At 57.9% G+C, this 12,301-nt stretch carries 9 protein-coding genes and 6 pseudogenes; 11 read left to right on the plus strand and 4 right to left on the minus strand.

The window, feature by feature from the left end; genetic code table 11:
- Positions 1–378 (minus strand): annotated as a pseudogene (locus IVB36_RS39835) (hypothetical protein); the annotation flags it as partial.
- 99 nt (positions 379–477) lie between these two features.
- A pseudogene (locus tag IVB36_RS39840) lies at positions 478–1,390 on the minus strand (MFS transporter); the annotation flags it as partial.
- A gap of 373 nt (positions 1,391–1,763) precedes the next feature.
- Here IVB36_RS39840 and IVB36_RS39845 point away from each other — a divergent pair.
- Positions 1,764–2,042: pseudogene (locus IVB36_RS39845) on the plus strand (Lrp/AsnC family transcriptional regulator); the annotation flags it as partial.
- Here IVB36_RS39845 and IVB36_RS39850 read toward each other — a convergent pair.
- Positions 2,040–2,165: pseudogene (locus IVB36_RS39850) on the minus strand (AsnC family transcriptional regulator); the annotation flags it as partial. The pseudogenes IVB36_RS39845 and IVB36_RS39850 sit on opposite strands and share 3 nt — an antisense overlap.
- A 371-nt stretch (positions 2,166–2,536) precedes the next feature.
- Between IVB36_RS39850 and IVB36_RS39855 the strand changes: the two are divergent.
- Positions 2,537–3,121, plus strand: coding sequence for a transposase (locus IVB36_RS39855; RefSeq protein ID WP_247395184.1), 585 nt, complete (start codon positions 2,537–2,539; stop codon positions 3,119–3,121).
- A gap of 103 nt (positions 3,122–3,224) precedes the next feature.
- Positions 3,225–3,344, plus strand: a pseudogene (locus tag IVB36_RS39860) (helix-turn-helix domain-containing protein); the annotation flags it as partial.
- 171 nt (positions 3,345–3,515) lie between these two features.
- Here IVB36_RS39860 and IVB36_RS39865 read toward each other — a convergent pair.
- Positions 3,516–3,809 carry a hypothetical protein gene (locus IVB36_RS39865; protein WP_247395186.1) on the minus strand — a complete coding sequence of 98 codons (294 nt, stop codon included), beginning with the start codon at positions 3,807–3,809 and terminating at the stop codon, positions 3,516–3,518.
- A gap of 662 nt (positions 3,810–4,471) precedes the next feature.
- Here IVB36_RS39865 and ehuB point away from each other — a divergent pair.
- The 8 genes and pseudogenes from ehuB to IVB36_RS39905 all read left to right on the plus strand — a co-directional run bounded on the left by ehuB (position 4,472) and on the right by IVB36_RS39905 (position 11,504).
- On the plus strand, positions 4,472–5,344 hold the full coding sequence (gene ehuB, locus IVB36_RS39870; protein WP_247395187.1) for an ectoine/hydroxyectoine ABC transporter substrate-binding protein EhuB: 873 nt from the start codon (positions 4,472–4,474) through the stop codon (positions 5,342–5,344).
- A gap of 133 nt (positions 5,345–5,477) precedes the next feature.
- The gene (gene ehuA / locus IVB36_RS39875) at positions 5,478–6,260 is read left to right on the plus strand and encodes an ectoine/hydroxyectoine ABC transporter ATP-binding protein EhuA (RefSeq protein ID WP_247395188.1); all 783 of its coding nucleotides are present in this window, start codon (positions 5,478–5,480) and stop codon (positions 6,258–6,260) included.
- Entirely contained in the window at positions 6,261–7,001 is a 741-nt protein-coding gene (gene ehuC, locus IVB36_RS39880) for an ectoine/hydroxyectoine ABC transporter permease subunit EhuC (RefSeq protein WP_247395189.1), read from the plus strand.
- Between the two features lie 50 nt (positions 7,002–7,051).
- Positions 7,052–7,735 (plus strand): ectoine/hydroxyectoine ABC transporter permease subunit EhuD, encoded by a 684-nt coding sequence (gene ehuD / locus IVB36_RS39885; protein WP_247395193.1) that lies wholly within the window; start codon positions 7,052–7,054, stop codon positions 7,733–7,735.
- A 222-nt stretch (positions 7,736–7,957) separates the two neighbouring features.
- Positions 7,958–8,749 (plus strand): hypothetical protein, encoded by a 792-nt coding sequence (locus IVB36_RS39890; protein ID WP_247395195.1) that lies wholly within the window; start codon positions 7,958–7,960, stop codon positions 8,747–8,749.
- A gap of 8 nt (positions 8,750–8,757) precedes the next feature.
- Positions 8,758–9,264 (plus strand): annotated as a pseudogene (locus IVB36_RS39895) (pyridoxal-phosphate dependent enzyme).
- On the plus strand, positions 9,264–10,256 hold the full coding sequence (gene eutC / locus IVB36_RS39900) for an ectoine utilization protein EutC (RefSeq protein ID WP_247395197.1): 993 nt from the start codon (positions 9,264–9,266) through the stop codon (positions 10,254–10,256). The pseudogene IVB36_RS39895 and the gene eutC overlap by 1 nt, the downstream one beginning before the upstream one ends.
- A 72-nt stretch (positions 10,257–10,328) precedes the next feature.
- Positions 10,329–11,504, plus strand: coding sequence for a Xaa-Pro peptidase family protein (locus tag IVB36_RS39905; protein WP_247395198.1), 1,176 nt, complete (start codon positions 10,329–10,331; stop codon positions 11,502–11,504).
- Positions 11,505–12,301: the final 797 nt, after the last annotated feature.

Genomic DNA, 12,301 nt, shown 5'->3' on the forward strand with positions numbered 1-12,301 from the left:
TCCGTAGTTGTCGTGTCGCCCGTAGCTCCCGTCATGTGGTCTGATTGGCAGGAGGTGCGAATGCGACGGGTGATTGGCATCGACGTCCACCGAACTTTCAGGATCGGCGGCGTCCGCTTCGCGATCGCGTACACGCGGCTGGCGGACGGCGACCGGACCGATGCCGGTCATCACCTCGCGCTCCGGCAGGTGACCGTGGCGGACGACGCGCTGGTGGCCGTCCCGGGTCTTCAAATCGGCATGCTGGCCTAGAAAGTCTGCAACCTCGGCCTCGACCGCCTGGGCCAGCAGGGCACGCGCTCCGTTGCGCAAGACTTCTGTGAGTTGATCGTCGAAGATTCCTGGCTGAATCAGATGGATGACGTTATCCTTGGACACGGCATATCGCTCCTTCGGTGGAGAAGTGGAGGCGTCAAGCACCCCCACGATATGCCGCCTTTCCGATTCCCGCCGTCACCAACTTTGGGCGATAGCTCTAGACAACGCGCAGGCGCGGATTGCCGATTCGCCGCTCATAGGTTTCCGTATCGGGGTAATGTTGAGCGCGCCGACCACTTGCACCTAGACCAAAAGCGCTGAGGATTATGCCATATGTTTGCGCACTACCTTGCAGGAGATCGCGGGCTACAAGGGGCATAAGCGCAATAATCCCGCCGCCGATCACCCCCATAACCATTGAACGAAGCAGTACAATCTTGATGGAAGGCGAGTTGTTGATGTAGCGCACGCCGGAACAATGGAGCGGCTAAGCCGCTCGGGCGGCAGACGACTCGGCTCTGAGACACGCTTCCATAGAAATAGCGCTACAAGAAGCGGAATATAAAGCAGCGTGTTGAGCGCGAACGACGCGACCGCGCCCGCGGCTGCCACTACGATTCCGCCGATGGTCGGGCCGACGCTTCGCGCGACATTGTAGCTGATGCTGTTCAGCGCCGCGGCCGGAAGTGTCTCCGGCGGCACTTGCTCGCTGACTGAAGACTGCCAAGCAGGATCCATCAGAGCCATTCCGGTGCCCACCACAAAACACGAGATCAGCAACAGGTCCGGGGTAAGCAGGCCAACCCAGGCAAGGATTGTCAGTGTCGCCGCCCCCGTGAGCGCTACTCCGACCGAGACCAGCGCCACGATTCGTCGGTCGTGCATGTCGGCAATCGCGCCCGCCGGCATCGAGATCAGCATCACCGGTAACATCAGAGCGGTCTGCACCAGCGCGACCTTGTCAGCTGACGAAGTCATCTGCGTCATTGCCCACGCCGCGCCGACACTCCGAATGAGGGCGCCAAGATTGGCAAGTACGCTCGCCAGCCAGAATCCGTCGGAAAATGAGCTGGCGGAGCGGAGCGGTAATGCCATCGGGGCGAAACGTAACCGGCTTAGAAGACTTGGTCATGTCGGGTTCTGTGCCGCCTCCATGCTCGGATTGACCCGCCGCTTTTGGTGCAAACCACACCAGAGCAAACGTGACTTGCTCAGCGAGAAGGCAAAGTTCCTACGGCTCTGACAAATGGCTGAAGTTGGCCCGCCCAGGTAGTCTCGTCTCGTTCGCGCTCGACAGCCCGTATCTCGTTCTATAGCTGCGAGTATTGACAATCGGATCCATTGCGTCTTGAAATTGTGGGGAGCGACTACAGACCTCGTCAGGGTCGATGGCGGCACCAGCAAGGCGACTCAACTCGATCGCTGCACATTCTGTCTGCTGTGGCCGATGTAATCAGAAGTTCGCGCGCCGGTCCTTATCACAACCAGCATCGAGATCCCGGCGCAAGGCGGTTGGCGGGCTCATTCAGATGCTTGTCTTGGTGAGTCTCGAGCGAGAGCGCTCAGACATTATCGACAAGTTTAAGAAGGCGCTCCAAATTGTCTGCGGAGGTCGTCAACGGGTTCTATGTCACTGGCGATGCCGACGTCGTTCTCTACATTACAGCCCGAACTATGGAGGACTACGAGCAGTTCACCCGGCGTTTTTTTTACGAGAACCCTGACAGAAGGGATTTAAGACGATGGTTATCATCGATCGCGTCAAGGCCCGGTTTGCTATTCCGACGAATCGCCCGTTGACAGGCCGTAGCAGAAAGGCCGGCCATCTCGCCGATGACCTCGGATGTCAGACGATTGTTCTTTTGTACGATCTCCAGGATGCGGGCGTCGATCCGATCGTATTGCACGCTTCGCTCCAGCGTACTTCAGGTGCATTCCGTCGCCAAACCCATGCGCGCTGCAGAAACTCCTCCACACGGTAGGGAAATGCGGCGCAAATCTTTGTACATTACCACTATCCTGAATTCCTCGATCATTTCAAGAATTGACCGTGCGTGACCCACACATGACGTTTCAGACGACTGTGCACCAAAGCGCCCATTCCGACGGCCTTGTTACTCGGCATCTGCAAACCCTACGGCGGCGCGAATTCTCTGCGGCGCCAGGACAGCCATGCCGCAATTGCGGCTCTCGTCAGCGAGGGTGTGCCGCTCAAGGAGATCGTCCAGGACATAGTCGCAATCTGGTTCACCAAATCAGCCGCGGCGGCGGTACGGATATGTTCCGCGCCCGTCAAAGCACCCTGGACGGGCATCTGGCGTTCCGGGACGCGCAGTGGTCAGGCGGCTGTCGCAATGGTCCCGAACTCTGGCGCCGTTTGAAGGGACAAGGCTTCAAGGGGCCGCTGCGCGTGGTGGCGGAATGGGCGATGCGACGGCGGCGTGCCGAGACTTTCAGCCATCAAGAATTGCAGAAGGTCCCCGCCGCCAGGACGATAGCGCAGCTGATGACGACGAAGCGCGACCACCTAACCAGGGCGAAGACCGTCACGCTTGCGGTCATCGAACAAAACGTTCCTATGCTGGCCGATGCCCAAGCTCTCGTTGGCCGCTTCCACGCGATGATCCGAAAGAACGCCGAGATGGAGCTCGAACCTTGGATTGATGAATCCAGGCGGAGCCTCATTGCCTCGTTCGCGAATGGAATCGCCAACGATAAGGGCGCGGTGCACGCCGCAATTACGCAACCATGGTCCAATGGCCAAGTGGAAGCTCAGATCACCAAGCTCAAGCTGGTGAAACGGCAGATGTACGGGCGCGCTAAGCTCGATCTCCTTCAGGCAAGGCTGATTGGCGGGCCATAAAAACAATCACGATCATCGAATATGCGTCAGAGCCCAAAATTGAACCCCTACAGATTGGCCTGTTGCGCTGCCTGCTTCGTAACAAAGTAGGTGGTGGGGGACGCTGATCGTGGAGCCCATTGCCCGGATCCGGCCGCACTTCATCAAGGGCGAGACGATCAAGGAGATCGCCCGTGACCTGAAGGTGTCGCGGAACACGGTTCGGAAGGTGCTGAGGTCGGGAGAGATCTCGTTGTGAATGCACTCTCGAGCCCGGTGAACCAGTGCTCTTGCTCTTGCCCCGGAAAGCACGGACATGCAGCCGCCGCGAATGCCCGAGCGTCGCCACGAACACGAATGCTTTGATCTTCACCCCGCCGATCTCGACCAGACGCTCGCCGCAGTCGATCTGCAGCTACCGGCCCAGGGGTGTCTCGAACCGCGTCGTCGCCAGCGCATCGGCCTTAAGGGCCTGGCGATACGGCTGCACGGTGCGTTGCAGAGTTGGCCGGCTGACTGCCACGCTATTTTCGCCCAATAGGCGCTGGCGCACCATCCGCATTGCCGCAATGCCGAATGAACCTCTCGCGCAGCCAACCTTCAGGCCGTCGAGCCGCTTCTGGCGCTCAGGCGACTTGAACACCTTCACCCCGCCCGCCACCGCGTAGTCCTTCACCGTCTGGTGGCTGCAGCCCAGGTGTCGCGCCAATCCGCCTCAGACCCACCCGCACGCCCTCAGGGCGACATTTCCGCCACATCATCCGGCGTTTTCATCACCGGCCCCGCGGATCAATCCACGACGAGCCTTCCGTGATTCGTTCCTTGTTCACTCGCTCTCTCCTCGGCAATCCAAGGAGGGGGCAATTCCTCGTGACGCCGATGGGGCAGTTTTCCACGGCGCGCGACAGGCGGAGCTCGGAATGCCGAAGCAAACGGCTCGAGCTTAGTTGGATAAAAGCTCCGGATCTACGATTTGCGTGCAGAATTTCAGCCGCAATTGGCCGGACATTGAAGAACTTCAGCTTTGGAGCGGCCGTAATATTGGTATTAAGCAGCAAGAGAGTCCGGGGCGCAGCGCCGCTGAACAACAACGAAGAGGAGGGAACATGAACGCGCAGCATCCGGGTCCGCTCGAGCCCGTTGGTGCGCCCGATGCGATCAGCTGCGGTGCCTTGGCTAGTAGTCCTTTTCAATGATCGTCTTATCGAACGTTGTGGTCCCTCCTGGCCGGCTGCTCGAAATGAAGTTAAGGGCGCACCCCGACCATAACTGGGGGCGACTTGCCTCTCTCAAAACGAGGGCAAAGAACGTGCGTCGTAGATCTCTGTGCCCTGGAAAATACACTGGGCGATCAACCAAACGAGGAACAACATGATCTACAAACGTATTGTCCTATTCTGTACGTTTAGCGTTGGCCTAGTTCTGGCCACCCTCCTAGTCGGGACGCTGTGCACTTTGCAGACTTACTCTGCATCTGCGACAACTTTGGATGAAGCGAGATCGGGTGGAGTGACGATAGCCATCGCCAACGAGCCGCCGTGGATGCAGCTGAATCCAGATGGCACGCCCGCTGGTCTCGGTCCTGAGCGTGACGAGGCAATCCTGAGGGAGGTCGGCATCACCAAGTTCACCGGTCAAGTGATGGAGTATGGTGCCATGATCCCGGCTATCCAATCGAAGCGGGCGACTCTATCCTCATCAGGCGCGCTCTTTGTTCGGCCCGAGCGCTGCCAAGCCGTCATCTTCTCAAATCCTGTAAGTTGTGGTGGTCATGGGTTTGTTTTGCCGGTGGCCTTGGCCGGGAAGGTGAGTTCCTTCAAGGATGTTGCGGATCAATCCCTTAAAATAGGCGTCTGCGGCGGGTGCGCAGAACAACGGCTGGCCATCGAAGCGGGGGTCAAGGCCGACAATATCCTCATCTACCCTGATGGCACTAGCGGGATGAAATTACTAGCCGACAAGCGCATCGACGTTTTCGCAAACGACAGTACGACCGCGTCTGATCTGCAGAAACGGCTTAGCGATCTGGCAGTAACGGAATTCGTCCGTGTCACTGGCACGAAACTCTCCTGCGCCGCCGCGGCATTCGGCAAGGATGATGTTGAGCTCCGGGACGCTTATAACGAAGGTCTGCGCAAGATCATTGCGAGCGGAACATACATGAAAATGATGAAGAAGTACGGCCGGGACGAGAGTACTATCGGTGTCGGCGAGATTACGACTGAGCAGCTTTGCGCCAAGTGATTGACGTCGCCGCGAGATTCGGACGCGCTTGACGCCGGCCCAATGCGCGGCGTTATTGCCGGACGGCGACGTACTGTTTTTATTGATCCAGCCGATCAGCTCCCAGCCTTGAACGCTCCCTTAGGTAACCAACATGACGCCTATCGTACAATTCGACGACGTCCGCAAAGTTTACGAAGCGCATCCTGTTCTGAGCGATCTCAGCTTCAGCGTATCCCCCGGAGAGAAGCTGGCGCTGATTGGCGCCTCTGGCTCCGGCAAGACAACAATCTTGCGTATCTTGATGACTCTTGAGAAAATTGAAAGTGGTAGCGTTCTCGTCGGGGGCAGGCCCCTCTGGAGTCCACAAACGGCGATCCTAAGCCCGCAGCGACGCGAAGCGCATCTCCACGAGATGCGCTCCGGCATCGGAATGGTCTTTCAGCAATTCAATCTCTTCCCGCATATGACCGTCCTGCGTAATATCACGATGGCGCCAGTACTTACGCACGGACTTGTCGAGGCGGTGGCCAAGGATCTGGCCATGGATCTGCTCGAAATGGTTGGCATGGCTAACAAGGCCCATGCCTTGCCCGCCGAATTATCCGGCGGGCAAAAGCAGCGAGCGGCAATTGCGCGTGCGCTCGCATTAAAACCGAAAGTCATGCTGTTCGACGAAGTGACTTCCGCCTTGGACCCCGAGCTTGTCGAGGAGGTGCTCAATGTACTGCGCAAGCTCGCCATCGATACGGACATGACGATGTTGCTTGTGACCCATGAAATGAGTTTTGCGCGCGACTTCGCCGACCGCGTCCTGTTTCTGGACGGCGGTCGTATAGTCGAAGAGGGACCACCAAGAGAAATATTCCGGAATCCGCAGCAAGAACGAACTAGGCTTTTCTTGCGCAAGATCGTCGCTCCAGGACTGAGTCTCTGAATGCCCGCGTCAGCCGAATTCCTTTTCGTCATCCTGTCGGGTGCGCTCCTCACGATAGAACTTACCGTGCTTGGAAACCTGCTAGCTGTAGCCGTCGCTTTCGCGACCGGGTTCGCGCGGCTATTCAGGTCCTCTTGGTTGCGTCTGCCAGCGACCGTGTTCATCGAATTCTTCCGCGGCACCTCGATGTATGTCCAGCTTTTCTGGGCCTATTTCGTCCTTCCTCTCTCAGGCTTCTCGTTGACCCCATTCCAGGCTGCCGTTCTCATTCTAGGCCTGAACTCCGGCGCCTACGCATCGGAAATCGTCCGCGGTGCAATGCTAGCTTTACCGCGTGAGCAGATCGAAGCCTGCGTTGCACTCAATCTTGGGCGCTGGCAGCGCCTTCGGCACGTTCTGTTGCCGCAAGCGTTGCTGTTAATGATTCCCCCCTTCTCGAATAGCGCAGTCGAGTTGCTCAAGAGCACCTCTATTGTGTCGTTGATCTCTCTTTCAGACATGGCTTTCCGCGCGCAGACCGTGCGCGCCCAGACAGGCGAGACCGCTATCCCGTACTTCATGATACTCGTCGCGTACTTTGTACTGGCGATCCTTATTTCGACGCTGATGCGCCGGCTCGAGCGGCGTCTAGCGACACCTAACGCGAGCAGAGAGCGCCTCTCAAGACAGGTGCGATGGTTCTCCCGCATCTCACTTTACTGGTCATCTACTTTGCGCGGGCAATGGGCATCTAGACGCTAACGGGCGTTCTCGATCAGCATTTCGCTACCCACCTATCGGAAGGATATAGGATGGATTGGAATTGGGCCTTCGCTTTCCAGATACTTCCTCAGCTTGCTGAGGGAGTGAAGATCACTGTGCTCGCGAGCCTGCTCGGTTCCGCTCTCGCCATGCTCATCGGTCTCGCAATTGCCGTTGCAAGGCGTTCGGCCGGACCGATTGCTGCGTCGGTTCTGCGCTACTTTGTTGAGTTCGTGCGTGGTACGCCATTTCTCGTTCAGCTGTACGTCATATTTTACATGTTACCAGATCTTGGTATTGTTCTCAGCCCACTTTCTGCTGGCGTGACTACGCTCGGGATACACTATGCAAGCTACACATCGGAAGTCTACCGCGCTGGCATCGATAATGTGGAGCGCAGTCAGTGGGAAGCTGCGAGAGCGCTGAACTTGACCCGCTTCCAAGTTTGGAGGTTTGTCATCATCCCGCAGGCCGTACCCCCAATGGTGCCTGCCCTCGCCAACTACATCGTCTCCATGTTCAAGGAGACGCCGCTACTCTCCGTGATCACCGTTGTCGAATTAATGTCCCAAGCGCGCATCGTTGCCAACATCAACTACCGGTATCTCGAACCAATCACTTTGGTCGGCGCTTTCTTCATGGCGGTCAGTATACCTTCCGTCGTGGCGCTGCGGCTTCTCGAGCAGCGTTACGCACTGGGAAGGCGGCGTCAAACGAACATGTCGGTGCTCTAAGAGCAGACGGAGATCGAGAGCTGTTGCGAGTTGGATGGGAGGGCAGACGTCTTACGCAGTATCCAAGGACTATGGCGACGTGGCAGGGTTGTTCTTCCTTCCGAACGCTCTTCGATTTTACCCACGATTGGGAAAGCATCACCCCAAATCAGTTGATCTTCCGCGAACAAAGCACGCCAATCGGCAGACTTATACAACGCACACTTGCCCCGGAGGGAAACTATGGACGAGCAGAACTGCACGACTATCTTCGAAGGGATTACAACACCATCAAAGGCAGTAGCCCGTATCGGGCTCATCCTCCTTTCGACAGATGAGGTGGGAGGCGACGCCTTTACGTCGATCATGCCCGCAGATGAGGTGACAGTCTTTACAACCAGGAGCGCCTATAACCACAGCGGTGGCGGCTTCTCTTTGGAGACATCGTTCGCTGATGTCGTAAACACGCTACCGCCCGCCGGCCGGTTCGATGTTCTGGCTTTCGGTTGCACGAGTGCCACCGTCGTAATGGGTATGAAGAGCCTGCTATCGCAACTTGCCGGCGCGAGAGCCGGCATGAAATACACTTCTCCGGCCGTAGCTGCTGTTGCAGCACTGCAGCACTTGAAAGCAAAACGGATAGCGCTGCTTACGCCTTATGAGCTTGCTCTGCACGGCTCATTCCTTCCATTCTTTCGCGAAAATGAGTTCGAAATTACAACCCATGGCACCTTTGGGAAGTCGACCGACGCGGAAATCGGCGAGTTGCATCGCGACTCTATCTTTAGCGCAGCCAATGCTCTTATTCGTACTGTATTGCCGGATGCGATCTTCATCTCTTGCACCGCAACGCCGATCGTGCCGCACATCAATAGCCTGGAAAAGGAGATCGGAATCCCGGTGATCACCAGTTCTCAGGCGATGGCTTGGGACGCGCTCCGCCTCGCCGGCTATCGCAAGCCTATCAGCGGATTTGGGCGCCTATTGGCCGCGGAGCGCCTAGCCGATGGGTGTGCTCGCAATATTTCGAGTTGAAAATGTCCATGATCGATCTCGACGTCATTCAAGATGCGCGCAGGCGCATCCTGCCTCACATCCTGGCGACGCCCCTCATACACTCGCCAACGCTCTCGGATATTTGCGGCGTTCCAGTGAGTCTAAAGCATGAGCATCATCAAGCTGATCGGCAGGTTCAAGTTACGCCGTGCGACGAATGCGATCCGCAAGCTCACCAAATCCCAACTGAGACGGGGGCTGGTTGCTGCCTCGACCGGAATCACGGTCGCGCGCTTTCCTATGCAGCCCGGGCTGCGGGATCGCGTGCGACTATCTGCATGTCGCGGCTAGTACCAGAGAATACGACCTTGGAAATCCGGCGACGCGAAATCATGGAAGGTGCCGGAGCTGTCGGGGTCGCGGCCCTGCTCGCGCACAAGGTATCGTCATTGCGAGGACCCGTCGCGCTCGTGCTCTCAGGCCGCAATATCGATATGAACCTGCATCGCCGCGTCGTGAACAGGGTTAGCAATCCCTTTGGGCAGGAGTTCTGATGCCGAGGATAACGATTCTGACTGAGCGCCAGCTTAGGCAAATCGTGCCGCTCGATCTCAGGGCGGTACAATGCGTGGAGGATGCGTTCCGTTCGCTCGCCACCAAGGCGGTAGCGATGCCGCCCATCCTCCGGCTGGACATTCCTGAGCATCGGGGCGAGGTGGACGTTAAGACGGCCTATGTGCCAGACCTCGACGGCTTCGCTATCAAGATTAGCCCCGGTTTTTTCAATAATCCGAACATTGGGCTACCGAGTACAAGCGGCATGATGGTGTTGCTCTCCAGTCAAACCGGTGTGGTACAGGCGCTGTTGCTGGACAACGGATACTTGACGAACGTGCGCACGGCCGCGGCAGGAGCGGTCGCGGCAAAGCATCTCGCCCGCAAGGATGCTTCGGTGGCAGCAGTCTTCGGTGCCGGAACTCAGGCGAAGTTGCAGTTGCGCGCGCTCGCGCTGGTGCGGCCGATCAGTGAAGCCCGGATCTGGGCGCGCAATGCCTCGAAGGCCAGAACGGCCGCGCGGGAGCTGTCCGCGGAACTGGGCTTTCCCGTGACCGCACATCCGGAACCGACAGACGCCGTGGCTGGCTCGCATATCATCGTGACGACGACGCCGGCCGAACAACCGATCCTGAGCGGAGCATGGCTGGAACCCGGGCAGCACGTGACCGCCATGGGCTCCGACGCCGAACACAAAAATGAACTCGATCCCGCCGCGATTGCAAAGGCGGATCTCTACATCGCGGACAGCCTTAGGCAGACCCGATGCTTTGGCGAGCTCCACCACGCTATTTCCGCTGGCGCCGTCGCGGCCGACCTAGGCTTTCCAGAACTTGGGGAAATCGTTGCCGGCTCGAAAATGGGGCGCAAGAGCGAGATGCAACTCAGCATCGCCGATCTCACTGGCAGCGGCATCCAGGACACTGCCATTGCAATATTGGCTTTCGCACGGGCGGAGGCTGCAGGAGCCGGCTCGGCATTCGAAAGTTGAGTAGCCGCGCCCGATCGAATTCGAAATCCGACTCTCGCCGATCTCAAGTTAACCTTAAATGGAGCCAAGACGATGACAATCAGCAAAGGACCGCAGGCATTCCCGCGGACAGAATACGAGCGAAGGCTTGCCGCAGTAAAATCAGAAATGGGAAAGCGCGATATCGAGGCGCTAATCGTATCCGACGCCAGCAACATCACCTATCTCACTGGGTATACAGCTAACTCAGGTTATGTGCCCCAAGGTCTTGTGGTTTCGCTCGATGAAGAGGAGCCGACATTCATTCTACGTCGCCAAGACGCGCCGGCAGCCATCCATCAGACGTTCATGCAGCGCAGTAAGATCATCGGCTATCCGGAAGCTCTCATTGGCAACCCGGACAAGGATGGCTACGATGCGGTTATTGATTGTCTCAGCGACATGGGCTCTGCAACCCGCGGTATCGGGCTCGAGCTGAGGGGAATGTCGGCGGAGGCCGCAGAAAAATTCAAGGCGCGACTGCCAAATGCCAGAATCGTGGATTGCACCAATGCGGTAACCTGGATCCGACTCGTCAAATCCGATCTCGAGATCTCCGTGATGCGAGAAGCTGCGTCCATCTCAGACGCGGCAATTATGCGTGCTGCTGAAGTCATACGCCCTGGCGTGCGAGAAGCTGACGCGATCGCCGAAATCATGGGAACGCTGGTGCGCGGCGCCAACGGCAAGCCGGGGACAACGAGGGTGCCGAACATCAGCTTGTGCTCGTCGCCGCGGACCGGTACGCCGCATATCTCGTGGAGCGAAGATGTGTTTCGGGATGGTTCGCAGATCAACCTTGAACTCGGCGGCATGCGCCATGGCTATTGTGCCGGCATTATGCGCACGTTCTTGATCGGCGCACCCTCTGACCGTTTGCGTCGCCTACATGAGGCAGAGATAGCAGGTCTTGAAGCCGCCCTTGGTGTAGTCCGGCCAGGGTCTACCTGTAGCGACGTCGCCAATGCGTTTTATCGCGTGATTGAGAAACATGGTTTCAAAAAGGATTCCCGTTGTGGCTACGCACATGGGATTGGCTGGCTGGAGCCCACCGCTAGCCTCAAGGATGGAGACATGACAGAGCTGAAGCCAAATATGACCTTCCATCTAATGTTGGGCAATTGGATGGATGAGGATTTCGGCTATGTCCTCAGCGAAACATTCCGCGTCACTGGCTCCGGCGTCGAAGTATTAACAAGTGCCCCACGCAAGCTTTTCGAGCTGAGCTAGAAACTATCGAGGATTTCGACAAGAAACAACCTGCGGGACCGCGGCTAGCGCCTCGGCAGGCGAAGATGATGCGCTGAATCTTCGGCGCATCACTTAAATACGCCTGGCAGGGCCAGATCCGGCCTGTCGCGGAGCTGTCAATTGCCCGATGCTTGCCAACGGTCGATCCGAGTTACGTATCGATCCTCTGTTCGCGATGGCCCGGCTAATTTTAGGGTTAGTCGATAGGCCGTTCACGCAGCCCCTCATGACCGTGCCAGGCAGGTCGAGCGCTGAGCGCTGTTGGTGCAAGTCACCGCCCCAAGGACGAGGGCCAGATCGTACTCGAACAGAGCTGGTCCCGGTTGTCTGAACAGACTCTCCGCTTTGATAAGTGGAGCCTCTGCCGGGGTTCGGGCCAAGCGGATTGGCAGCGAGGTGAAGTCGGCGTGATCCGGTGTGCTGCCGTCGAGGCTCGAATGGGGACGGCGGCGATTGTACAACGACGTTTGAGAACGCCCACAGGACCGTTCTTCGCGAGGTTCTTTATCGGCATCATCCTTGGTTTGGGCGCCGAGTTTGCGTTCATGGGGCCATCGACAAGGCCGACGATGTCGTTTTTCGCTGCACCCTGGACGGATCGCAAGCAGACCGTTGGCTGGAAGTTCCCGCATGGATGTTCGACCGGACGGCATGCCATGACGCCGGGTTTCTGACAGCTCAGCCGCTTGTTAGGATCGATGCACTTGCGGCGCTTTCTGCGCTTCTCGATGTAGCGTTGAAGGATCGAACGCCATCAGCTGCCCCGCTTTCTGGCG

Origin of the sequence: Bradyrhizobium sp. 35 (assembly GCF_023073215.1) — a bacterium.
Classification (GTDB): Bacteria; Pseudomonadota; Alphaproteobacteria; order Rhizobiales; family Xanthobacteraceae; genus Bradyrhizobium; species Bradyrhizobium canariense_D.